This is a genomic window from Actinacidiphila acidipaludis (assembly GCF_019890725.1).
Lineage (GTDB): Bacteria > Actinomycetota > Actinomycetes > Streptomycetales > Streptomycetaceae > Actinacidiphila > Actinacidiphila acidipaludis.
The window spans coordinates 1-22,718 of record NZ_JAINZZ010000047.1; the positions used below are offsets into that span (position 1 = coordinate 1).

Sequence of the window (22,718 nt, forward strand, 5' to 3'; positions counted from 1 at the left end):
CGGACGAAGTCTGGGGGACCCCGCGCCCCTGATCACGTGCCGTTGTCCGTCTGTTGGGGGCAGTCCGGAAGCGTCTCCTCGGACTTGTGCGTGACTGTTCTTTCGTCCTGCTGGGCGGGTGTGTGCACAAGTCCTTGCGGGGAGCGCTTCCTCCCCACCCCCTTGGTGGTCCATGGGGCCGCCTGGGCAGGACCGGGGTACCCCTGGACTGCCCCTGCGGCCACTTTCACTGCCAGGGGGTGGGGAGGAAGCGATCCCCGCAGGAATGTGCATACGCCCGGGCACGCATACGGACGAACCCGCCATGCACAGTCCGAGGAGACGCTTCCGGACTGCCCCCAACAGACGAACGAACGGCAAGCGATAACAGGGGCGCGGGGAACTGCGCGACAAGCCACGACGCACCGTGAGACGGCAATGGCACCGCAAGGGGCAGGACGAGCCCCGAAGGGGCGCGGGGTCCCCCAGACTTCGCCCGGGAGGTGCTCCCAATGCGAACAGCCACGACGCGCGGCAGACGGCGAACAAGGGTCAGGGGCGTCCCGGAAGCCGAAGAGGGACGGGCTGGGCCGAAAGGGGACGGGGAGCCGGGCCGGCCCGGGCGAACGGGGGCAGAAAATGGAGCCGCGAACCGCCAGGTTCGCCCGCTCGTGGGTAGGCTCCGCCGCATGGAGCACGAGTCCTTCGTCCCGATCCCCCCCGCCCGCCTGGCGCAAGCCCTCCGCTCGCCGGCCGCCCTGGCCGACAGCCTGCCCGGCTGGCAACCCGACCGCGCCGACACCCCGGCCGCGGCGAACGGCGACGCGGAGACCACCGAAACCCCGGCGGACGCCGACCCCGCACCCACGGCGGACGCCGCCGAGGCACACCCCGCGGACGCGAACGCCACCACCGCGAAAGGCCGCCTACGCCTCCGCGTAGCCGGCTCCACCATCACGTACCGCGGCACGGTCACGCTGACCGGCACGACCTCCCCGTTCACTCTGGAGGCCCAGGGCGAGGAGGTCCGCGGCTCCGGCACCGTCCAGGCCCGTCTCGAACTGACGCTCGCGGCCACCGAGCAGCCCGAGCCCGGCACGACCGTGACGTTCCGCGGCACCGCGGAGGCCGGCGGCCGCCTCACGACGTACGACGACGCCGTCGTGGAAGCCGCCGTGCGCCGCCTGCTGGACCGCTTCTCCGCCGAGCTGGCCGCCCACGCGCCGGAGGCGGAGGACGAGGAGCCGGACGTCGTGGACGACGACGGCGAGCCGGTGCCGCCCGGCGAACTGGAGGAGTTCGAGCTGGTCGAGGTGGAGGTCGAGGTCCCGGAGAGCGCCGCCGCGCTCGACGACCTGGTGACGCCGGCCGAGGCCGCCCACGCCCGCCGGACCATGATCGGCCGCAGCGCCGAGGAGGTGGACCACGCCCCGCCGCGCGGCCGCTACGCCCCGGTGCCGGCCCCCGACGCGGGCACCGCGTCCGCGACCCTGCGCTGGGCGGCCCCCGCCGCGGCGGCCCTGCTCGCCTCGGCCGTCGTCGTCGGACGGGTTCTGCGCCGCCGCAGGTGAGACGGGTGCGCCAAGTGGGTCCGCCGGACACCGCCCGCTAGGCTCGTTTCCGTGCAGAATGACACGACGCTGACGGCGGGCGACGCCGAACTGACCTTGCAGCCCGAGCACGGTTGCCGGATCGCCTCGCTGAAGGTCGGCGGGACGGAACTCCTGCGCCAGGGCGAGAAATTCGGCACCTTCCTGATGGTGCCGTGGTGCGGCAGGACCGAGAACGGCGTGTTCCGCAACGGTGGGGTGAGCCACCAGCTCCCCATCGACGCGCCGCCGCACGCGATCCACGGCACCGGCCGGCACTCCGTCTGGCACGAGGCCGCGCCGCCCACCGAGACCACCGCCGCGTACTACTACGACCTCGCCGACCCCTGGCCCTACCCCGGACGGGTCACGCACACCGTGGAACTCGCACCGCACACCGTCCGGCTGACGATGAGTGTGGAGGCGACCGGCGACTCCTTCCCGGCGCAGGCCGGCTGGCACCCGTGGTGGCTGCGCAACCTGGGCCAGGGCGGCCAGGACGTCGAACTCACCTTCAGCGCGGCCTGGCAGGAGGAGCGCGGCGACAACCACCTGCCGAACGGCAACCGCATCGACCCGAAGCCGGGCCCCTGGGACGACTGCTTCGGCATGCCCGACGGCGTGGACGTCACCCTGACCTGGCCGGGCGAGATGCGGGTGCGGGTCACCAGCCCGGCGCAGTGGGCGGTCGTCTACACCGAGCAGCCCGAGGCGGTGTGCGTGGAGCCGCAGTCCGGTCCGCCGAACGGCCTCAACACCCTGCCGCGGCTGGTCACGCCGATCGACCCGCTGGAGATCACCACCGAGTGGACCTGGCACCGGATCCGCTGAGCGACCTCCGGGGTGCGCCCGGCGCCACCGGTGACCTCGGTGGCCTGGGCGTCCTCGGATAGTCTCGGCGGCATGAGCGACGACGTACGCGCTGCCCTGCTGCGGCACATCAAGGACAAGGCCGTCGTGCACGGCAAGGTGACCCTCTCGTCCGGGCTCGAGGCCGACTTCTACATCGACCTGCGCCGGATCACCCTCGACGGGGAGGCCGCGCCGCTCGCCGGCCAGGTGATGCTCGACCTGACCGCGGACCTGGACTTCGACGCGGTCGGCGGCCTGACGCTGGGCGCCGACCCGGTCGCCACCTCGATGCTCCACGCGGCCGCCGCGCGCGGCCGGCGGCTGGACGCTTTCGTGGTGCGCAAGGCCACCAAGACGCACGGCCTGCAGCGCCGGATCGAGGGCACGGACGTCCGGGGCCGCCGGGTCCTGGTCGTCGAGGACACCTCGACCACCGGCGGGTCCCCGCTCACCGCGGTCGAGGCGGTCCGGGAGGCGGGCGGCGAGGTGGTGGCCGTCGCGGTGATCGTCGACCGCGGTGCCGCACCGAAGATCGCCGAGGTGGGGCTGCCGTATCTCGCGGCTTACACGCTCGCCGACCTCGAGCTGGACTGAGCTGGAGTGATCGCCGGTTTCGAGCCGGAGCTGGAGTGATCGCCGGTCCCGAGCCGGAGCTGGAGTGATCGCCGGTCCCGAGCCGGACCGGCCGGCGGCCACGGTCTGACGAATCGTCGGCATCGGGCCCGCCGAACCGCTCTGACCTGCGGCTTCTCGGCCCCCGGTAGGTTTCACGTGAAACCTACCGGGGGCTGTCGTATGCCCGGAGAGCACCGAGGTGGTGTATCCGTTCGAGTCTGCGAAGATAAGGGCGACGATGACGTCGCCACGCCAGCAGGACGACCCGCAGAACCACAAGGAGCGGACACGATGCCCATCGCAACCCCCGAGATCTACAACGAGATGCTCGACCGCGCGAAGGCGGGCAAGTTCGCCTACCCGGCGATCAACGTGACCTCGTCGCAGACGCTGCACGCGGCGCTGCGCGGTCTCGCCGAGGCGGAGAGCGACGGCATCATCCAGATCTCCACCGGTGGCGCGGAGTTCCTCGGTGGCCAGTACAGCAAGGACATGGTCACCGGCGCGGTGGCGCTGGCCGAGTTCGCGCACATCGTCGCCGAGAAGTACCCGATCACGGTCGCCCTCCACACCGACCACTGCCCCAAGGACAAGCTGGACGGCTACGTCCGCCCGCTGCTGAAGATCTCGCAGGAGCGCGTGAGCGCCGGCCGCAACCCGCTGTTCCAGTCGCACATGTGGGACGGTTCCGCCGAGAACCTCGACGACAACCTGGCCATCGCCAAGGAGCTGCTCGCCGAGGCCGTCAAGGCCAAGATCATCCTGGAGATGGAGATCACGCCGACCGGTGGCGAGGAGGACGGCGTCTCGCACGAGATCAACGACTCCCTGTACACCACCGTCGACGACGCGTTCCGTACCGTTGAGGCGGTCGGCCTCGGTGAGCACGGCCGCTACCTGCTGGCCGCCTCCTTCGGCAATGTGCACGGCGTCTACAAGCCGGGCAACGTGGTGCTGCGCCCGAGCATCCTCAAGGAGCTGCAGGACGCGGTCGCCCAGAAGTACGGCAAGGCCGACGCCTTCGACTTCGTCTTCCACGGCGGCTCCGGCTCCACCCAGGAGGAGATCGACGAGGCGCTGGAGAACGGCGTCGTGAAGATGAACCTGGACACCGACCTGCAGTACGCCTTCACCCGGCCGGTCGCCGCCCACATGTTCACCAACTACGACGGTGTGCTGAAGGTCGACGGCGAGGTCGGCAACAAGAAGACCTACGACCCGCGTGTGTGGGGCAAGTCCGCCGAGGCCGGCATGGCCGCGCGCGTCGTGGTCGCCGCCGAGAACCTCCGTTCGGCGGGCAACAAGCGCAAGTAAGGCGAGGCGTCGTCGTCCGTCGCGGTCGTCCCGAAGGGCCCCTGGCATCTGCCGGGGGCCCTTTGCGTGGCCGCTGGGGCAGACTGGAGGCCATGTCCAATCACCAGAACCTGCTCGGGGAACCTGCCCCGACGCTCCTGCCCGACGACCCGGGGCCGCGTGAGCTGATCGCCTCCGGCGCCGCGCCCACCGAGGTCGCCCAGAAGTTCCCCTCCTCCTCCCTGGCCTGGGCGCAGCTCGCCGACGAGGCGTTCGAGGCCGGCCGGGTCGTGGAGTCTTACGCCTACGCCCGCACCGGCTACCACCGCGGCCTGGACGCCCTGCGTCGCGCGGGCTGGAAGGGCCACGGCCCGGTGCCGTTCGAGCACGAGCCGAACCGCGGGTTCCTGCGGGCCCTGCACGCGCTCGCCCGGGCCGCCCAGGCCATCGGCGAGCAGGAGGAGTACGAGCGCTGCACCACCTTCCTGCGGGACAGCTCCCCGACGGCGGCCGACACCCTCGGCTGAGTCCCCTCGCCGCGCCCAGGGCCGCGTCACCGGCCTCAGGCGCCCCCGGCGGTGAACGGCGTCTGAACGCCGCTGACCTGGCCGGAAACCGCGCGGCGGCCGAATGTCGCAGTCTTGCCACAGACGGCCGCCGCTTGGCATAGCCACGTACTTGTGTGCGAAGGTGACCCCTGTTGCCACGAACGTCGATGCGCAGCTCGAAGACACCGCGGGGGCGGGACTGAGGTCTTCGCTGCGCCCCCAGGGGGAGCTTTGGCCGCACAACGCCGCGCCGCGATAGCCGGCTTCGTTGCGGTGTGCGCCATCGCCCTCTGCTGCGGGGTCGGCTACGCCGCGTGGGACTCCCGGCACGGTGGCTCCGCCGCCGCCCTCGACGATGGGATGAGCGCGACGAGCGCCCCTGCGGACCGCTCGGATGGCAACGATGTCACCGGGCCCTCCGACCTTCCCACCTCGGCTCTGTCCACGCCGAGCGCCCCCGCCACGTCGAAGACCCCGACGCCCACGCACACCACGCCCACGACCCCGGCGAGCGTGCCGAAGTCGGGCAGCGGCACCTTCACCACGGCCAAGGCCAGCGGCTCGGCCTCCGGGCACGGCCGCATCCGTCGTTACAAGGTCGAGGTCGAGGGCGGCATCGAACTGTCGTCCAGCTCGGCGGCGCATGAGATCCAGGGGATCCTCGCCGACCCACGCGGCTGGACCGCCGACGGGCGCGACGGTTTCCAGCTCGTCTCGTCCGGGTACGCCGACTTCGTCATCAAGATCGCGACGCCGGACACCGTCGACGCGATCTGCGGCTCGGCCGGCCTGCTCACCCACGGCGAGGTCAACTGCGACGTGGGCGCGACGGTCGTGGTCAACCTCAAGCGCTGGATGCTCGGCTCCCCGGAGTTCGACGGGCCGATCACCGAGTACCGGGCCCTGATCATCAACCACGAGGTCGGCCACCGCATCGGCCACGGGCACGAGAGCTGCCCGGGACCGGGCAAGCTCGCGCCGGTGATGATGCAGCAGATCAAGGGCCTGCATGGGTGCCTGGCCAACGAGTGGCCGTACGACAGCAAGGGCCGGTACATCCAGGGCCCGCCGGCCCCCTGATCAGCGGCGGGCCTTGCCGGATCGGCCGGGACCGCAGATGATCTCGGCACAGCCCGGTGATCCCGGGCCATGCTCTGGAGGTAACCCCATGTCCGATGCACCGACCGACGAGGCGGCGACCCCGAACCTCTCGTTCGAGGGCACGACCCCCTACGAGGACTACGTACAGGCGTCCGTCCTCACCCATCTGCAGCACCCGCTGTCCGATGAACCCGGCGAGATGGCGTTCCTCGTCACCACGCAGGTGATGGAGCTGTGGTTCACCCTGCTGGTCCACGAGTGGACCACCGCGGCCGCCGCCCTCCGCAAGGACGACCTCCCGCGGGCCATGGCCGCCCTGCGGCGCAGCCTGCCGGAGCTGGAGTCCCTCAACGCCTCCTGGAAGCCGATCGCCAACCTCACCCCCGCGCAGTTCAACGCCTACCGCTCCGCCCTCGGCGAGGGCTCGGGCTTCCAGTCCGCGATGTACCGGCGGGTGGAGTTCCTGCTCGGCGACAAGTCCTCGTCCATGCTGGTGCCGCACCGGGGAACCCCCAGCGCCCACGCCGAGCTGGAGAAGGCCCTCACCGAGCCCAGCCTGTACGACGAGGTGCTGCGGCTGCTGGCCCGCCGCGGCTACGCGGTGCCCGCCGAGGTGCTGAACCGCGACCCGAGCCTGCGCTACGAGCCGCACCCGGAGGTCGAGGCCGTCTGGCAGAGCGTCTACGCCGACGCCGACCAGGACTCCGAGCTGGTCCGCCTCGGCGAGGTGCTCACGGACGTCGCCGAACTCGTCTGGCGCTGGCGCAACGACCACCTCGTGGCGACCCGGCGCGCGATGGGCGCCAAGGCCGGCACCGGCGGCTCCGCGGGGGTGGCCTGGCTGGAGAAGCGCGCCACCAAGAACGTCTTCCCCGAACTCTGGACGGCCCGCAGTCATGTCTGAGCCGACGACGCAGCCCCAGGACGCCGCCGTGGATCCCGCACCCTCCGCACCCGCCTCCGCCGTGACCGCCGATCCCGCGGCCGTTCTGACCGATCGCGCGGCCGCCCTCGACAGCGCCGACCCGCTGCGCGCGGTCCGCGACCGGTTCGCGCTGGTGCCGGACGAGGTCTATCTCGACGGCAACTCCCTCGGTCCGCCGACCACGCAGGTCATGGACCGGCTCTCCGACGTGGTCGGCCGCGAGTGGGGCCGCCTGGGCATCCGCTCCTGGGACGGCAGCGGCTGGTGGACCGCACCCGAGCGCATCGGCGACCGCGTCGGCGCGCTCGTCGGGGCGGCCCCCGGCCAGGTCGTCGTCGGCGACTCCACCAGCGTCAACGTGTTCAAGGCGCTGGTCGCCGCGGTGCGGATGGCCCCGGACGGCCGCGACGAGATCCTGGTGGACGCCGCGACCTTCCCCACCGACGGCTACATCGCCGAGTCCGCGGCGCGGATGACCGGCTGCACGATCCGTGCCGTCGCCGCGGAGGAGATCGGCGCGGCGGCGGGCGAGCGCACCGCCGTGGCGCTGGTCAACCACGTCGACTACCGCAGCGGCCGGCTGAACGACCTGCCGTCCGTGACCGCCGCCCTGCACGCGGCCGGCGCGCTGGCCGTCTGGGACCTGTGCCACAGCGCCGGCGCCCTGCCGGTCGCGCTGGACGGCGACGGCGTGGACCTCGCGGTCGGCTGCACGTACAAGTACCTCAACGGCGGCCCGGGCTCGCCGGCGTACCTCTATGTGCGCCGCGACCTGCAGCCGCGCTTCGACTCGCCCCTGCCCGGCTGGAACTCGCACGCCGACCCGTTCGGCATGGCGCCCGCCTACGCGCCGGCCGACGGAGCGCTGCGCGGCCGGGTCGGCACCCCCGAGATCCTGTCGCTGCTGGCCCTCGACACGGCCCTGGACGCCTGGGACGGCGTGGACGTCGCCGACGTACGGGCCAAGAGTTTGGCGCTGACCGACTTCTTCCTGGAGTCTGTGACCGCACTGGTGCCGCCCGGCCGCGTGGAGACGGTGACCCCGCTCCCGCACGCCGAGCGCGGAAGCCAGGTGTCGCTGCGCTGTGCGAACTCCGGCGAGGTGATGCGCACGCTGACCGAGCGTGGCGTCATCGGCGACCACCGCAGTCCGGACGTGCTCCGGTTCGGCTTCACCCCGCTCTACACCCGCTTCGCCGACGCGCTGCGTGCCGCACGCGTGCTGGCCGACGTACTCGAAGGGACGCCCTGACCGATGGCCGACGCCGCCCCCGACGTGTCCCCGCCCGCGCCCGGGCCACGGCACCCCGACGGTGTGCCGGAACCGGGTGACCAGGCCGCGGCGGAGGAGGCGTCGGCGTTCGGCCACGCGCACGTGCCGCCGGACGTCACGGCGGCCTACGGCGACCTCCCCGACCAGGTCGTCGACTTCTACCGGCCGCGGCCCGCACCGGACCGTCCCGCGCCGCTCGTGGTGGTCTTCCACGGCGGCGCCTGGCGGGCCCGCTACGACCGCGGCCACGTGTCCCCGCTGGCCGCCCACCTGGCCGCGCACGGCTTCGCCGTGGCCTCGGTGGAGTACCGCCGCGGCGGCATGCCGGACGGCGCCCAGCAGAGCGCGGAAGCGGCCGCTGACGCCCTTGACGCCCCCGTCGAGGAGGGGCAGCCGGCCGACGCAGCCGTACCGCCCGCCGGCCGCTGGCCGGACACCCTTGACGACGTGGCCGCCGCAGTGGACGCCCTGCCCCGACTGGCCGTCGCCGCCCTCGGCGAGGAGGCCGTCGACCCCCGGCGTGTCGTGCTCACCGGTCACAGCGCGGGCGGCCACCTGGCCCTGTGGGCCGCCGCACGCCATGTCCTGCCCCCCGAATCCCCCTGGCACCGCTCCTCGCCTCCCCCGTTGCGCGGCGTCGTGGCTCTCGCCCCGATCGCCGACCTTGCCACGGCGGCCCGGCTGCACGTCTGCTCGGACGCGGTCGTCGACCTGCTCGGTGGCCCCGGCCACCTCACGGAACGGCTCCCGCACGCCGACCCGGCCGTGCTCCTCCCCACCGGAATCGCCACGACCATCGTGCACGGGACCACTGACAATGTGGTTCCACCGCAGGTCAGCGAGGCTTTCGCGGACGCGGCGGCCGCGGCGGGGGAGGAGCCGGTGGTGGCCTGGCTCCCGGCCACCGGCCACTTCCCGCTGATCGACCCCGCCGCCTCCGCGGTCTCCGTCGTCGCCGACGAGATCGCCCAACTGGCCTGGTGACCCCGGGCGTCCGGGTGCACCCGGCGCCGGACCCGGACAGCACGAAGCCCCCCGCCGCGGCGGGGGGCTCAGGTGCGTGAGGTCGCGCCGGGCCGGCGCGCGCGGTGCGGCGCGGGTCAGCGGCTCCGCTTCGCCAGGCGCTCGACGTCCAGCAGGATGACCGCGCGGGCCTCCAGCCGCAGCCAGCCGCGGCCGGCGAAGTCGGCGAGGGCCTTGTTCACGGTCTCGCGGGACGCGCCGACGAGCTGCGCGAGCTCTTCCTGCGTGAGGTCGTGGACGACGTGGATACCTTCCTCGGACTGCACGCCGAAGCGCCGCGAGAGGTCCAGCAGCGCCTTGGCCACACGGCCGGGCACGTCGGAGAAGACCAGGTCCGACATCACGTCGTTGGTCCGGCGCAGGCGGCGCGCGACGGCACGCAGCAGCGCGGTGGAGACCTCGGGCCGGACGTTCAGCCACGGCTGGAGGTCGCCGTGGCCGAGGCCCAGCAGCTTGACCTCGGTCAGCGCGGTGCCGGTGGCGGTGCGCGGGCCGGGGTCGAACAGCGACAGTTCACCGATCAGCTCGCCGGGTCCCACCACGGCCAGCATGTTCTCGCGTCCGTCGGGCGAGGTGCGGTGCAGCTTCACCTTGCCCTCGGTGACGACGTACAGCCGGTCCCCGGGGTCGCCCTCGTGGAACAGCGAGTCGCCACGCGCAAGCGTGACCTCCGTCATGGAGGCGCGCAGTTCAGCGGCCTGCTCGTCGTCGAGCGCCGCGAAAAGCGGAGCACGGCGCAGAACGTCGTCCACGAGCTCTCTCCTTGTCGACAGCCGACATCGCCGGGTTTTCCCATGATGCACGACGTCTCCATCAGTGCGATCAATCACAAGGATGTCGTATCTATGCCTGGAGTAGTGCCCCGGGGGCCCGATTGGGCGTCGATTTCGGTGGTTCAGGCCCGGCTGGGGGGCCGAATGAGTGGCGCGGACGCCGGATTCCGCTCTCGGCGAACACCGTTCGAGCGGGTCCCCGGACGGCCCCCGGACGGCATCAGGACGGCCTCAGGACGGCCCCAGGCCGGGCCCGGCGCCGACGTGGTCCCGGCGCGGCGGAATCCGGTGAGCCGTGTCGGCGATGCCCCGTAGGCTGCATGCATGGCGACAAGTGGTACGGACGGGGCCAAGGGCCGGCCGGTGAAGAAGGTCAAGCCACCGCAGACGCACACCGGGCTGGTGCGCCAGGCGCGGAAGATCAACCGCGCACTCGGCGAGGTGTACCCGTACGCCCATCCCGAGCTGGACTTCCGCAATCCCTTCGAGCTGCTGATCGCCACGGTGCTGTCGGCGCAGACCACCGACCTGCGGGTCAACCAGACCACGCCGGCGCTGTTCGCGAAGTACCCGACCCCGGAGGACATGGCCGCGGCCAATCCCGAGGAGCTGGAGGAGATCCTCCGGCCGACGGGCTTCTTCCGGGCCAAGACCAAGGCCGTGCTGGGCCTGTCGGCGGCGTTGCGGGACAACTTCGGCGGGGAGGTGCCCGGCCGCCTGGAGGACCTGGTCACGCTGCCCGGCGTGGGCCGCAAGACCGCCAACGTGGTGCTCGGCAACGCCTTCGGCGTCCCCGGCATCACCGTCGACACCCACTTCGGCCGGCTCTCCCGCCGCTTCGGCTGGACGACCTCGGAGGACCCGGACCAGGTCGAGCGGGACGTCGCGGGGCTGTTCCCCAAGTCGGACTGGACGATGCTGTCGCACCACGTGGTCTTCCACGGCCGCCGCATCTGCCACGCCCGCAAGCCCGCCTGCGGGGCCTGCCCGATCGCCCAGCTGTGCCCGTCGTACGGCATCGGCGAGATGGACCCCGAGAAGGCCGAGAAGCTGCTGAAGTACGAGAAGGGCGGCTTCCCCGGACAGCGGCTCAACCCGCCGCCGGGCTACCCGGGCAAGGCCGCCCCGCCGCTGGGCGCCTCATGACGCAGGCGCAGGGTGCCGACGCCGCCGGGATCCAGGTCAGCGTCGACGGCCTGCCGTCCTGGCTCGACCCCGTGGTCCAGGTGGTCCGCGGGGTGCGCCCCGAGCAGCTCAGCCGTTTCCTGCCGCCGGACGGCGAGGGCCGGCCGTCGGCCGTCCTGATCCTGTTCGGTGAGGGCGAGCAGGGCCCGGACCTGCTGCTCATCGAGCGTTCCGCGGCGCTGCGGTCCCACGCGGGCCAGCCGTCCTTCCCCGGCGGTGCGCTGGACCCGGAGGACGGTGACCCGGAGGGCGACGGGCCGCTGCGGGCCGCCCTGCGCGAGGCCGAGGAGGAGACCGGGCTGAACCCGGCGGGGGTGCAGGTCTTCGGCGTGCTGCCGCGGCTGTACATCCCGGTGAGCGGGTTCGTGGTGACCCCGGTGCTGGGCTGGTGGCGGGAGCCGAGCCCGGTCGACGTGGTGGACCCGGCCGAGACCGCGCGGGTCTTCCGCGTGCCTGTGGCCGATCTCACCGACCCGGCCAACCGTGCGATGCTCGTCCACCCCAGCGGTTTCCGCGGCCCGGCCTTCCTCGTCGAGGGGGCGCTCGTGTGGGGCTTCACCGCGGGCCTGATCGACAAGATCCTGCACTACGCGGGCTGGGAGAAGCCCTGGGACACCGAGCGGACGGTGCCGCTCGCCTGAGGCGCCGGCGGAATGAGGCACCGGGGGCATGAGGCCGTTACGGTCCCGCGTTCTCAGCTCGCCATGAGACCGTGTTCCCCGTGAACGCGCTGGACTTCCTGCTCATCCTCGCCGCCTGCTGGTTCGCCGTGGTCGGCTACCGCCAGGGTTTCGTCGTCGGCGTCATGTCGGTGACGGGCTTCCTCGGCGGCGGCCTCGCCGCCGTCTACCTGCTCCCGCTGATCTGGGACAAGGCGACGGACAACGCGACGCCCGGCTCGGTCGCGGTCATCACCGCCGTGGCCCTGGTGATCGTCTGCGCGTCGGTGGGACAGGCGTTCACCACCCATGTCGGCAACAAGCTCCGCACCCGGATCACCTGGTCACCGGCGCGCGCCGTGGACGCCGGCGGCGGCGCTCTGATCAACGTGATGGCGATGCTGCTGGTGGCGTGGCTGATCGGCAGCGCCCTGGCCACCACGACGCTGCCGACGATAGGCCGCGAGGTGCGGTCGTCGAAGGTGCTGCTCGGGGTCTCCCGGGTGGTCCCCGCGCAGGCCGACACGTGGTTCAACGACTTCAGCACCACGCTGGCGCAGAACGGCCTGCCACAGGTCTTCGGCACCTTCGGCTCCGAGCCGATCACCTCGGTCCCGGCGCCGGACCCGACGCTGGTGAACAACCCCGTGGTCGACCGGGCCGAGCGCAGCATCGTGAAGGTGGTCGGCACCGCGCCGGGCTGCGGCAAGGTCCTGGAAGGGTCCGGGTTCGTCTTCGCCAAGGACCACGTGATGACCAACGCGCACGTCGTGGGCGGCGTGAGCGAGCCGACGGTGCAGGTCGGCGGCAAGGGCCGGCTGCACGACGCCCGGGTGGTCCTCTACGACTGGCGTCGCGACATCGCCGTCCTGGACGTCCCCGGGCTCGACGCGCCCTCGCTGCGCTTCACCGGCACCGACGCCCGCTCCAAGGACGACGCCATCGTGGCGGGTTTCCCGGAGAACGGCGCGTTCGACGTGCGGGCGGCGCGGATCCGCGGCCGGATCGAGGCCAACGGTCCCGACATCTACCGCCGCGGCACCGTGCACCGCGACGTGTACTCCCTCTACACCACCGTCCGGCAGGGCAACTCCGGCGGACCGCTGCTCACCACGGACGGGCAGGTCGCCGGTGTGGTGTTCGCGAAGTCCCTCGACGACGCCAACACCGGGTACGCGCTGACCGCGGACGAGGTTGCACCGGACGTCACCGCGGGACGGACCGCGGACCGGCAGGTGGACAGCGAGGGCTGCGCTCTGTGAGGGGTGAAAGGGGTGGGCTGGGGCCCGGCCGCGGCCCGGGAAGGGGCCTGAGCCCGTCCCTCCCGGCGCCGTGCGGACCCCGGCGCGTCAGTCCCTGACGTGGCGGAGCCGGGCGCCGACCCAGCGCGCCCTGCGGCCCAGGATGCGGGGAATGCCGAGGCTGCTCTGCCCCGGCGGAAGCAGCAACATGGCCGCCGCGCTGCCTGCGGCGGAGGAACTGCGGCGGCGCGAGCGCGATACGTCACTGTAGTCGTGCGTCCAACCCATACCGAGCTACGTGCCCCCGCCTCCGGGTGCGTAATCGCCGGATCATCGTTCAGTCGGCGTATGCGCCCGGCAATTTGAGGACGGTCGGATCGTCCGACCGCAAGGTGTGCGGTGTGTGCGGTGGCTCAGCGATCCGGCTCGGGGTCCTTCAGCCAGTTGATCAGTTCGGTCGAGAAGGCGGCCGGGTCCTCCTCGTGCGGGAAGTGCCCCAGCCCGTCGAACAGCCGCCAGCGGTACGGCGCTTCGACGTACTCGCCGCTGCCCGCCGCGATGCGCGTGCCCATGGCCGGGTCGAGCGAGCCGTGCATCTGCAGGGTGGGCACCCGCACCGGTCGCTTCATCCGCCGGTTGAACTGCAGGCCGTCCGGGCGCGCCATCGAACGCACCATCCACCGGTACGGCTCGATCGCGCAGTGCGCCGTCGACGGGATCTGCATCGCGCGGCGGTAGACGTCCACCGCCTCCTCGTCCGGCAGGCTCGGTCCCGACCACTCCTGCACGAGCCGGCCCACCAGCGCCGCGTCGTCCGCGACGAGCTGCCGCTCGGGCACCCAGGGCCGCTGGAAGCCCCAGATGTAGCCGCCGGACTTGCTCTGCCGCAGGTCGGTGAGCATCGCGGCCCGCCAGCGGCGCGGATGCGGCATCGACGAGACCGCGAGGCGCCGCACCAGCTTCGGGCGCATCGCGGCGGCCGTCCACGCCAGGTAGCCGCCGAGGTCGTGGCCGACGAGCGCCGCGTCGGGCTCGCCGAGCGAGCGGATCACCCCGGTGACGTCGAGCGCGAGGTTGCCCGGGTCGTAGCCGCGCGGCGTGCGGTCGCTGCCGCCCACTCCGCGCAGGTCCATCGCGACCGCGCGGAACCCGGCATCGGCGAGCGCGGTGAGCTGGTGCCGCCACGTCCACCAGAACTGCGGGAAGCCGTGCAGCATCAGCACCAGCGGGCCGTCACCCAGCTCGGCGATGTGGAAACGGGCGCCGTTGGCGGCGACGTCGCGATGGGTCCAGGGGCCGTCCGGACGAGGGACCGCGATGCCCGTTGCGGACGGACGACGCGACCCGTCGGAGTGTTTCATGTTCTGAGCGTGTCACATCCGGGGCCGCGATGGGGGCGGGCCGCCGGTCGTCACCCTTGCGGTCAGTGCGACGACGACGGCGGCAGCTCGGAGTGCGCCTGACGGCGGGGCGCGCCGGTGAGCACCGGCCGCTCGTCGGCGGGCCCCACCGGGCGCGGGTGCGGCTTGGCCTTCTGCAGCACCGCGGCGCTCTCCTTGGCGGAGGTCATCGAACGCTCGGGCTTCTTGACCTTCTTGAAGCGGCCGTAGGCCAGCCCGGCCAGGATGACCGCGAGCAGGATGTAGGCGCCGCAGACGATCAGGAACGACCACCCCAGCGTGATGCCCAGCGCGTGGATGCCGAGGGCGGCGGCCACGCTGCCCATCGGAACGGCGAACAGCGCCAGCGTCAGCGCCGCGACGATCGCGCCGCTGCCCATCGCGGCGCGTTTGGCGTCCTGCCGGACCTCGGCCTTGAACAGGGCGATCTCGTCGTGCACCAGGGCGGAGACCTCCGCCGTGGCGGACGCGAACAGCTGCCCGAGGCTGCGCTCGTCACCGTTCGAGGCTGCGCTCATCGCGGCGTCCTCCGTCGTCATACGTCGTTGCGGTTCGTTACCGGTCGTACAGTGTCTGCCCCGATCATGCCTTACGTCGCATCAGAGCCGCCCATGTCCCGCCCGAGTTGGGCGAGGCGCCGGTGTTCGGCGGCCTGGCGTTCGAGCATCTCGGCCATCCGCAGATGGAACGCGGGCTGGTCCTCCTGGTAGATGTCGGGGACGCCGTCGCCGTCGGAGTCGCGCTCCTCGTCGTCCGTCAGCCGCCGGTAGGTGTTGTTGCGCAGTTTCAGCAGCGTGGCCGCCAGGACGGCCGAGAGCAGCGAACCGAGGAGCACGGCGGCCTTGGACTCGTCGGTCAGCGGCGGCGCGGTGAAGGCCAGTTCGGCGATGAGCAGCGAGACCGTGAAGCCGATGCCGCCCAGCGTGGCGACGGCCAGCACGTCCGGCCAGCGCAGGTCCGCGTTGAGCTCGGCCCGGGTGAAGCGGGCGGCCAGCCAGGTGCCGCCGAACACCCCGATGGGCTTGCCCACCAGCAGGCCGAGCAGCACGCCGAGCGTCTCCGGCTTGTGGAAGACGTCGCCGAGCGCGCCGGCCGTCACCGTCACCCCGGCGGAGAACAGGGCGAACAGCGGTACGGCCACGCCCGCGGACAGCGGCCGGACCAGATGCTCGATGTGCTCGCCGGGTGCCTCCGTCTCACCCTCGCGGGGCGTGCAGCGCAGCATCAGGCCCATGGCGACGCCGGAGATCGTCGCGTGTACGCCGCTGTTGTACATCAGCCCCCAGATCACCAGGGCGAGCGGCACGTACACGTACCAGCCGTGGACCTCGCGCCGCAGCAGCGCCCAGAACACGACCAGGCCGGCGAGTGCGCCGATCAGGGCGGCGTAGTCGATGCCGGAGGTGAAGAAGATCGCGATGATCAGGATCGCGAAGAGGTCGTCTACGACGGCCAGGGTGAGCAGGAACGCCCGCAGCGCGGCGGGCAGGGCGGTCCCGATGACCGCGAGGACGGCGAGTGCGAACGCGATGTCGGTGGCGGTGGGCACCGCCCAGCCCTTGAGCGAGCCGCCGCCCGCGGCGGCCGTGATCGCGTAGACGACCGCGGGCACCGCCATGCCGCACAGCGCGGCGACCACGGGCAGTGCCGCGGCCGACGGCGTGCGCAGTTCGCCGACCACCAGTTCGCGCTTGAGCTCGATCCCGGCGACGAAGAAGAAGACGGCGAGCAGGCCGTCGGCCGCCCAGTGCTCGACGGACAGATGCAGGCCGATGGCGGACGGCCCGAAGGGGAAGGTGCTCGCCGACTCGTAGCTGTGGTGGGCGGTGTTCGACCAGATCAGGGCGGCCACCGCCGCGGTCAGCAGCAGGACGCCGCCGACCGTCTCGGCGCGCAGGGCGTCCGCGAGGAAGGTGCGCTCGGGGAACGGCAGCCGGCCGAGGAGGACCGCGGCGCGGCGGCCGGGGCCGGGTGACGGGCGCGGCGGCTCCGGCGAGGAGCCCGGTTCCCCGTCCGACGGGGGGTGCCGCGGCGGGGGCTGCTCAGTCACGGGGGCGACCTCCTGGGCGGCGTCCTTCCCAGTCTTGTCGCCCGGGCGCCGCCGCGTGGCGCCGTGCTCACCCGAACGAATGAGGAGGGCGCCCGGCCGAACAGCCGGGCGCCCTCACGAGTCCGTCGTCCGCTCAGTCCTCGCTGGGCGCGGAGGGCAGACGGCTCTGGATGAGGTCCATCACCGAGGAGTCGGTCAGCGTGGTGACGTCGCCCAGCTCCCGGTTCTCGGCGACGTCGCGCAGCAGGCGACGCATGATCTTGCCGGAACGGGTCTTCGGCAGCTCGGAGACCACCAGGATCCGCTTCGGCTTGGCGATCGGGCCGAGCGTCTTGCCGACGTGGTCGCGCAGGGCCGCGGTCAGCTCGGCGCTGTCCTCGGCGGTGCCGCGCAGGATGACGAACGCGACGATGGCCTGCCCGGTCGTCTCGTCGGCGGCGCCGACGACCGCGGCCTCGGCCACCTTCGGGTGGGAGACCAGAGCGGACTCCACCTCGGTGGTGGAGATGTTGTGGCCGGACACCAGCATCACGTCGTCGACCCGGCCGAGCAGCCAGATGTCGCCGTCCTCGTCCTTCTTGGCGCCGTCACCCGCGAAGTAGCGGCCCGGGAAGCGGGACCAGTAGGTGTCGATGTAGCGCTGGTCGTCGCCCCAGATCGTGCGGAGCATCGACGGCCACGGCTCGGTGAGGACCAGGTAGCCGCCGGAGCCGTTGGGCACCTCGTTGGCCTCGTCGTCGACCACGGTGGCGGCGATGCCGGGCAGCGCCCGCTGCGCGGAGCCGGGCTTGGTCTCGGTCACACCGGGCAGCGGGGTGATCATCATGGCGCCGGTCTCGGTCTGCCACCAGGTGTCCACGATCGGGGTGCGGCTGCCGCCGATGTGCTCGCGGTACCAGATCCATGCCTCGGGGTTGATCGGCTCGCCGACGCTGCCCAGCACCCGCAGGCTGCTCAGGTCGAACTTCGCCGGGATGTCGTCGCCCCACTTCATGAAGGTGCGGATCGCCGTGGGCGCCGTGTAGAGGATGGTGACGCCGTACTTCTGCACGATCTCCCAGAACCGGCCCTGGTGCGGGGTGTCCGGGGTGCCCTCGTAGATCACCTGGGTGGCGCCGTTGGAGAGCGGGCCGTAGACGATGTACGAGTGGCCGGTGACCCAGCCGATGTCCGCGGTGCACCAGTAGACGTCGGTCTCCGGCTTGAGGTCGAAGACCGCGTGGTGGGTGTAGCTCGCCTGGGTCAGGTAGCCGGCGGAGGTGTGCAGGATGCCCTTCGGCTTCCCCGTGGTGCCCGAGGTGTACAGGATGAACAGCGGGTGCTCGGCGTTGAACGCCTCGGCGGTGTGCTCGGTGGACTGGCGGCCGGTCGCCTCGTGCCACCAGATGTCGCGGCCCTCGGTCCACTCGACGTCCTGACCGGTCCTGCGGACCACGAGGACGTGCTCGACCTGCGGGGTGCGCGACACGGCCTCGTCGATGGCCGGCTTGAGCGCGGACGGCTTGCCGCGCCGGAAGCCGCCGTCGGCGGTGATGACGAGCTTGGCGTCGGCGTCGTCGATGCGCGAGGCCACGGCGTCGGCGGAGAAGCCGCCGAAGACCACGGAGTGCGGGGCGCCGATGCGGGCGCACGCCAGCATCGCGACGACCGCCTCGGGAATCATCGGCAGGTAGATCGCGACCCGGTCGCCCTTGGCGACGCCGAGTTCGGTCAGCGCGTTGGCCGCCTGGCAGACCTCGTCCTTCAGTTGCGCGTACGTGACCGAGCGGCCGTCGCCGGACTCGCCCTCGAAGTGGATGGCGACGCGGTCGCCGAGACCGGCCTCCACATGGCGGTCGACGCAGTTGTAGGCCACGTTGAGCTCGCCGTCGGCGAACCACTTGGCGAACGGCGGGTTGGACCAGTCCAGCGTCTGGGTGGGCTCGGTCGCCCAGGTCAGGCGGCGGGCCTGCTCGGCCCAGAAGCCCAGCCGGTCGGCCTTGGCCTTGTCGTACGCAGCCTCCGTGACGTTGGCTGCGGCGGCCAGTTCGGCCGGGGGAGCGAACCGCCGCTCCTCCTTCAGCAGGTTGGCCAGGCTCTCGTTGCTGCTCACGCCAGCTCCTTGTCAGGGTGTCCCAGATGTCCCAGCACTACCTCACCAGTCCTGACGCACCCTGACAAGGCCTCTCAGCAAAAATGGTTTAGACCTCTGTGCGGCGCCCTCCGTTTTCCGCCCGGCCCCGGACATGGGAGCGGCTTGAGCGGGCCGGACCCATTCCGTTTCCGGGCCGGGGCTGGGGCTGGTGTCGTGGCCAGGGGCTGAGGTGGTGGCGCCCGCGGGAGCGGACACGGCGGTGCCGTCCGGTTCGAGGCCGCCCATGGTGGCCGGGCCGGGCCGGAGGGCGGCGTGGTCGGGGCTGACCGCCGTGAACACCCCGGTGGCCGGGTCCAGCAGATACGCCTGCGCCTCGGCCACGTGGAAGTACATGCCGTGGAGCCGGAGGCCCCCGTCGGCGATCCGCCGCGCCACGCACGGATGGGCCGTCAGATGATCGAGCTGGGTGACCACATTGACCAGGGCCAGTCGCTCGGCCTCGTCCGCGGCGTGCCGTTCGGCCAGCGTCACCCTGCCGGCCCCGGCGGAGTGCGGCTGCCGCAACCGGGCCAGGGCCGGCCGACCGTGCCGCAGCCACCTGGCCAGCGGCGTCGGGGCGCCCGGTTCGTGGTCCGAGCCCAGCAGCGCCTGCATCGCACCGCATCCGGAGTGCCCGCAGACGGTGATACCGGAGACCCGCAGCACGTCCACCGCGTACTCGACCGCCGCGGCCACCGAGTCGCAGGCGGCCTCCGCCCCCGGCAGCGGCACCATGTTGCCCACATTGCGCACGGTGAACAGATCGCCCGGACCGCTCGACGTGATCATGCTGGTGACCAGCCGGGAGTCCGCGCAGGTGAGGAAGAGGTGCCGAGGGCTCTGCCCCTCGTGCGCCAGGCGGGCCAGCTCCTCGCGGACCAGCGGTGCGGTGTTGCGCTGGAAGGCGCTCACGCCGCCGATCAACTGCCCCTCACTCGTCGCGGGAGTACCGCCGCTGACGGGCCGGGTGCAGTGGTGGTTGCGCCAGGGAGTCCACGGGCGGCAGGCGTGCGCGGCAGCCGGTTCGCTGACGGTCCGTCCGGCGCCGTCGCCCAGCACGGCCCGGCCGCCGCGCGACCGGTGACGGTCGCACCACGCCCGGAGCGCTTCGTGCGCGGCGTGGTCCATGAAGGAGCCGTCGAGTTCGACCACCACATTGGACCCCGCCGGCATCTGCGCCAGGGCCCGGGACAGCCGCGGCACCGCCAGGAACGTCAACTGCCCGGTGACGCGCACCCGGTGGCAGCCCGGTTCCTCCGTCACCCTCACCCGGGTGCGGGTGAGGCGGCTCAGGGCGAGCACGGCCGCCACCGCCCCGCCGGCGATCACGCCCTCCAGGACACCGAGCAGGACGACCCCGCCGAGCGTCACCGCGTAGACCGGGAACTCCCGGTGCCGCTGGACGTGCCGGATGTGCGCGAAGCTCACCATCCGCACCCCGACCACCATGACCAGCGCCGCGAGCGAGGCCAGCGGGATCGCCTCCAGCGCGCCGGCCCCCAGACCCGCGCACACCACCACCCACCCGCCGTGCAGGATCGTGGCCCGGCGGGTCCGGGCGCCCGCCGCGACGTTGGCCGAGCCGCGCATGGCACCGCCCGCGATCGGCAGGCCGCCGAGCAGTCCGGAGAGCACGTTCGACAGGCCCTGGCCGAGCAGTTCGCGGTCCAGCCGGGCCGGCGGGGCGTGCGGGCCGGGGCGTCCCGCCTGCAGGGCGTCGACGGCGACCGCCGAGAGCAGGGATTCCATGCCGGCCACGAGCATCACCGTCAGGACGGCTGCGGCGATCCCGAGCACCGGCCCTTCCGGGAACTGCGGCAGCACCGGCATCCGCCACTCCGGCAGTTCGACCCTGGGCACGGTGTGCCAGGCGCTCACCGCGGTGGCCAGCGCGACCGCCACCAGCGGTGCGGGCACCGCCCGCAGCCTCCCCGCCCGCCCGCGCAGCCTCGGCCAGCAGAGCAGCACCGCGGCGGTCAGGGCGCCGAGGAGCGGAGTGGCCGGGTGGCTGCGGAGCAACTGACCGGGAAGGGCGGCGATGTTGGCGAGCGTGGAGCTCTGCGGAGCGCCCCCGAGCACCACGTGCAACTGGCCCACGGCGATGACCGTGCCGATGCCCGCGAGCATGCCGTGCACGATGGCCGGGCTGACCGCCAGCGCCGCCCGGGCCACGCGTAAGGCGCCGAGCGTGAGTTGGGCCAGCCCGGCCAGCACGGTGATCGCGCAGGTGGCCCGCCAGCCGTAGCGGTCGACCAGCCCCGCGGTGACCACGACCAGGCTGGTGGCGGCACCGCTGACCTGGAGCGGAGCGCCACCCAGGCTGCCGGCGACGATCCCGCCCACGGCGGCGGCCACCAGACCTGCCTGCAGGGGCGCGCCGGTGGCGAGCGCGAGCCCCAGCGAGAGCGGGACGGCGATCAGGAAGACCGTGATCGAGGCGGACAGGTCGGATCGGAGGCCACCGAGAGGGCTCGGCGGGGCCGGCGGTGTCATGGTTCCCGTCTCCTTCCATGGGTGGCGCGGGCGCGATGCGATGAAGGGTGTGGATCTTTTCGAAGTCCCAAGTACCGGTAAATGAAGAGTAATGTTGCGTACGCGGAGAGTGAAGAGGTGAGCGCTGATTCGAGCGGTATTTACCGCTATCGAGTGAATCGTCAGGTAAGCAGGCTGGTTGCCTCGGAGACGCTCGGTGAGCGTGCCATGGTGCCCAGCACGGGTGCCCATCGCGCCGCCGTCGAGCCTCCGAGCCTGTCCCCGAGCCTCCGAGCCTGTCCCCCGTAATGAGGTCCGCATGCTGCCCGTGCGCCAGACCCGTCACGAACGCCTGGTTCCGCACGCCCCCGTCCCGGCCCGCCGGACGGCCGCGCTCGTCGTCGTCGCGCTGGCGGCCGGCGCGGTGGGATGTGGCACCGACCCCGGGAACGGGCACGCCGGCCGGTCGGACGCCGGCAGTTCGGCCGAGAAGCCGGCTGTGCGGACCACGTACCCCGTGCGGCTGCTCGGCGACGGCTCGACGTCCGACACCGGCCCCCAGCTCCACCAGCCGGTGCCCTACCGGTTGGTGACCGGCGAGATGCCGCCGCAGTTCGTCGTCTTCTCCTTCGACGGGGCGGCCGAGGACGGGCGCAAGCTCTTCTCGCGGTTCCGCGCGGCGGGCGAACGCGCTCACGCGGCGATGACGTACTTCCTCAGCGGTACCTCACTGCTGCCCGCCGACCGCGCGCGTCGGTACGCACCGCCGGCCGGCGACCATCCCACGGACGGCCCCGGCGCCCCCGACCCGCCGACGATCGCCGACACCCTGCGCGAACTGCGCCTCGCGTGGCGGGAGGGCAGCGAGATCGGCACCGCGTTCAACGCGCGGTCATGCTCCCGGAGCGCGGGCGAGGGCGAGGACGAGTGGACGCAAGGCCGGTGGAGCAGCGAGATCCGGCAGGCCGAGGGCTTCGTCACGCACTGGAAGACCTACGCGGGCCTCACGGACGAGGATCCCCTGCCCTTCGACTACGCCAAGGAACTGGCCGGCGGGCGCGCGCCCTGCCCCGACGGCGGCCCGGGCCTGGTCCCGGCGGAGGCCGCCGCCGGATTCCGCTACGACGCGAGCGGGGCGGACGGCCGGCAGGTGTGGCCCGGGAAGGAGGGGAGCGTCTGGGAGTTTCCGCTGCCTTCCGTTCCCCTGCCGGGCAGCACGCGTGAGGTCGCGGCAACCGATGACGCGGTGGCGAACGACGCGGCGATGGGGGACGCGGCCGCGAGTGGCCCGGCGGCCGGCCTGGGGGCTTTGAGCGCGCGGCAGGTCCACGACAGCCTGGTCGCCGCGTTCGCCCGCTCCTACCGCGGCAACCGGGCGCCGCTGTACGTCGCCGCTCATTTCGCCACCGCGGGTACCGGCTACCTGCAGGGTGTCGAGGACACGATCGAGGACGTGTGCGCCCGGCCCGGCGTCCGCTGTGTCTCCTTCAAGCAACTCGCCGACTGGCTGGACGCGCAGGACCCGCGAGTGCTCGCGCGCCTGCGCACGCTGGCTGTGGGGCAGGCGCCGAAGGAGGGCTGGAAGGACTTCGTCGCCGAGGCGAAGGGACGGAGCTAGCCGGCCGGA

At 72.6% G+C, this 22,718-nt stretch carries 19 protein-coding genes; 13 read left to right on the forward strand and 6 right to left on the reverse strand.

The window, feature by feature from the left end; all coding sequences use genetic code 11:
- Window positions 1–668: 668 nt before the first annotated feature.
- The 9 genes from K7862_RS27585 (at window position 669) to K7862_RS27625 (ending at window position 9,159) form a co-directional block, all read left to right on the forward strand.
- On the forward strand, window positions 669–1,550 hold the full coding sequence (locus K7862_RS27585) for an SRPBCC family protein (protein WP_222967263.1): 882 nt from the start codon (window positions 669–671) through the stop codon (window positions 1,548–1,550).
- Between the two features lie 51 nt (window positions 1,551–1,601).
- Complete coding sequence (locus tag K7862_RS27590; RefSeq protein WP_222967265.1) at window positions 1,602–2,399, forward strand: aldose epimerase family protein; 798 nt, start codon at window positions 1,602–1,604, stop codon at window positions 2,397–2,399.
- Between the two features lie 72 nt (window positions 2,400–2,471).
- The gene (gene pyrE / locus K7862_RS27595; RefSeq protein ID WP_222967266.1) at window positions 2,472–3,014 is read left to right on the forward strand and encodes an orotate phosphoribosyltransferase; all 543 of its coding nucleotides are present in this window, start codon (window positions 2,472–2,474) and stop codon (window positions 3,012–3,014) included.
- Window positions 3,015–3,326: 312 nt separating this feature from the next.
- Complete coding sequence (gene fbaA, locus K7862_RS27600; RefSeq protein WP_222967268.1) at window positions 3,327–4,349, forward strand: class II fructose-bisphosphate aldolase; 1,023 nt, start codon at window positions 3,327–3,329, stop codon at window positions 4,347–4,349.
- A 92-nt stretch (window positions 4,350–4,441) separates the two neighbouring features.
- Window positions 4,442–4,855: a DUF3151 domain-containing protein gene (locus K7862_RS27605; RefSeq protein ID WP_222967270.1), complete on the forward strand. Its 414-nt coding sequence runs from the start codon at window positions 4,442–4,444 to the stop codon at window positions 4,853–4,855.
- Window positions 4,856–5,107: 252 nt separating this feature from the next.
- Window positions 5,108–5,956 (forward strand): DUF3152 domain-containing protein, encoded by an 849-nt coding sequence (locus K7862_RS27610; protein WP_262413910.1) that lies wholly within the window; start codon window positions 5,108–5,110, stop codon window positions 5,954–5,956.
- An 88-nt stretch (window positions 5,957–6,044) separates the two neighbouring features.
- Window positions 6,045–6,881, forward strand: coding sequence for a tryptophan 2,3-dioxygenase family protein (locus tag K7862_RS27615; protein ID WP_222967272.1), 837 nt, complete (start codon window positions 6,045–6,047; stop codon window positions 6,879–6,881).
- Window positions 6,874–8,154 carry a kynureninase gene (gene kynU / locus K7862_RS27620; protein WP_222967274.1) on the forward strand — a complete coding sequence of 427 codons (1,281 nt, stop codon included), beginning with the start codon at window positions 6,874–6,876 and terminating at the stop codon, window positions 8,152–8,154. The genes K7862_RS27615 and kynU overlap by 8 nt, the downstream gene beginning before the upstream one ends.
- Before the next feature lie 3 nt (window positions 8,155–8,157).
- Window positions 8,158–9,159 carry an alpha/beta hydrolase family protein gene (locus tag K7862_RS27625; RefSeq protein ID WP_222967277.1) on the forward strand — a complete coding sequence of 334 codons (1,002 nt, stop codon included), beginning with the start codon at window positions 8,158–8,160 and terminating at the stop codon, window positions 9,157–9,159.
- Between the two features lie 116 nt (window positions 9,160–9,275).
- Here K7862_RS27625 and K7862_RS27630 read toward each other — a convergent pair whose 3' ends face one another.
- The gene (locus K7862_RS27630; RefSeq protein ID WP_037911812.1) at window positions 9,276–9,950 is read right to left on the reverse strand and encodes a Crp/Fnr family transcriptional regulator; all 675 of its coding nucleotides are present in this window, start codon (window positions 9,948–9,950) and stop codon (window positions 9,276–9,278) included.
- A 345-nt stretch (window positions 9,951–10,295) separates the two neighbouring features.
- Here K7862_RS27630 and nth point away from each other — a divergent pair, with 345 nt between their 5' ends.
- The 3 genes from nth (at window position 10,296) to K7862_RS27645 (ending at window position 13,077) form a co-directional block, all read left to right on the forward strand.
- Complete coding sequence (nth, locus tag K7862_RS27635) at window positions 10,296–11,117, forward strand: endonuclease III (protein ID WP_222967278.1); 822 nt, start codon at window positions 10,296–10,298, stop codon at window positions 11,115–11,117.
- Complete coding sequence (locus K7862_RS27640; RefSeq protein ID WP_222967279.1) at window positions 11,114–11,797, forward strand: NUDIX hydrolase; 684 nt, start codon at window positions 11,114–11,116, stop codon at window positions 11,795–11,797. The genes nth and K7862_RS27640 overlap by 4 nt, the downstream gene beginning before the upstream one ends.
- An 80-nt stretch (window positions 11,798–11,877) precedes the next feature.
- Window positions 11,878–13,077 (forward strand): MarP family serine protease, encoded by a 1,200-nt coding sequence (locus K7862_RS27645; RefSeq protein WP_222967280.1) that lies wholly within the window; start codon window positions 11,878–11,880, stop codon window positions 13,075–13,077.
- A 392-nt stretch (window positions 13,078–13,469) separates the two neighbouring features.
- Here K7862_RS27645 and K7862_RS27650 read toward each other — a convergent pair whose 3' ends face one another.
- The 5 genes from K7862_RS27650 to K7862_RS27670 all read right to left on the reverse strand — a co-directional run bounded on the left by K7862_RS27650 (window position 13,470) and on the right by K7862_RS27670 (window position 21,112).
- Window positions 13,470–14,417, reverse strand: coding sequence for an alpha/beta fold hydrolase (locus tag K7862_RS27650; protein ID WP_222967281.1), 948 nt, complete (start codon window positions 14,415–14,417; stop codon window positions 13,470–13,472).
- A gap of 62 nt (window positions 14,418–14,479) precedes the next feature.
- On the reverse strand, window positions 14,480–14,974 hold the full coding sequence (locus K7862_RS27655; protein ID WP_222967282.1) for a phage holin family protein: 495 nt from the start codon (window positions 14,972–14,974) through the stop codon (window positions 14,480–14,482).
- Window positions 14,975–15,045: 71 nt separating this feature from the next.
- A complete protein-coding gene (gene nhaA, locus K7862_RS27660; protein ID WP_262413920.1) occupies window positions 15,046–16,389 on the reverse strand; it encodes a Na+/H+ antiporter NhaA in 1,344 nt (447 codons plus the stop codon).
- Between the two features lie 250 nt (window positions 16,390–16,639).
- Window positions 16,640–18,598, reverse strand: coding sequence for an acetate--CoA ligase (acs, locus tag K7862_RS27665; protein ID WP_222967284.1), 1,959 nt, complete (start codon window positions 18,596–18,598; stop codon window positions 16,640–16,642).
- A 42-nt stretch (window positions 18,599–18,640) separates the two neighbouring features.
- On the reverse strand, window positions 18,641–21,112 hold the full coding sequence (locus K7862_RS27670; protein ID WP_222967285.1) for a SulP family inorganic anion transporter: 2,472 nt from the start codon (window positions 21,110–21,112) through the stop codon (window positions 18,641–18,643).
- Window positions 21,113–21,410: 298 nt separating this feature from the next.
- Here K7862_RS27670 and K7862_RS27675 point away from each other — a divergent pair, with 298 nt between their 5' ends.
- Window positions 21,411–22,709, forward strand: coding sequence for a polysaccharide deacetylase family protein (locus K7862_RS27675; protein WP_262413912.1), 1,299 nt, complete (start codon window positions 21,411–21,413; stop codon window positions 22,707–22,709).
- Window positions 22,710–22,718: the final 9 nt, after the last annotated feature.

Coding starts and splice junctions, on each gene's coding strand:
- K7862_RS27585 (WP_222967263.1), top strand. CDS start 669: ATGGAGCACGAGTCCTTCGTCCCGATCCCCCCCGCCCGCCTGGCGCAA.
- pyrE (WP_222967266.1), top strand. CDS start 2,472: ATGAGCGACGACGTACGCGCTGCCCTGCTGCGGCACATCAAGGACAAG.
- fbaA (WP_222967268.1), top strand. CDS start 3,327: ATGCCCATCGCAACCCCCGAGATCTACAACGAGATGCTCGACCGCGCG.
- K7862_RS27605 (WP_222967270.1), top strand. CDS start 4,442: ATGTCCAATCACCAGAACCTGCTCGGGGAACCTGCCCCGACGCTCCTG.
- K7862_RS27615 (WP_222967272.1), top strand. CDS start 6,045: ATGTCCGATGCACCGACCGACGAGGCGGCGACCCCGAACCTCTCGTTC.
- kynU (WP_222967274.1), top strand. CDS start 6,874: ATGTCTGAGCCGACGACGCAGCCCCAGGACGCCGCCGTGGATCCCGCA.
- K7862_RS27625 (WP_222967277.1), top strand. CDS start 8,158: ATGGCCGACGCCGCCCCCGACGTGTCCCCGCCCGCGCCCGGGCCACGG.
- nth (WP_222967278.1), top strand. CDS start 10,296: ATGGCGACAAGTGGTACGGACGGGGCCAAGGGCCGGCCGGTGAAGAAG.
- K7862_RS27640 (WP_222967279.1), top strand. CDS start 11,114: ATGACGCAGGCGCAGGGTGCCGACGCCGCCGGGATCCAGGTCAGCGTC.
- K7862_RS27650 (WP_222967281.1), bottom strand. CDS start 14,417: ATGAAACACTCCGACGGGTCGCGTCGTCCGTCCGCAACGGGCATCGCG.
- K7862_RS27655 (WP_222967282.1), bottom strand. CDS start 14,974: ATGAGCGCAGCCTCGAACGGTGACGAGCGCAGCCTCGGGCAGCTGTTC.
- K7862_RS27670 (WP_222967285.1), bottom strand. CDS start 21,112: ATGACACCGCCGGCCCCGCCGAGCCCTCTCGGTGGCCTCCGATCCGAC.
- K7862_RS27675 (WP_262413912.1), top strand. CDS start 21,411: ATGCTGCCCGTGCGCCAGACCCGTCACGAACGCCTGGTTCCGCACGCC.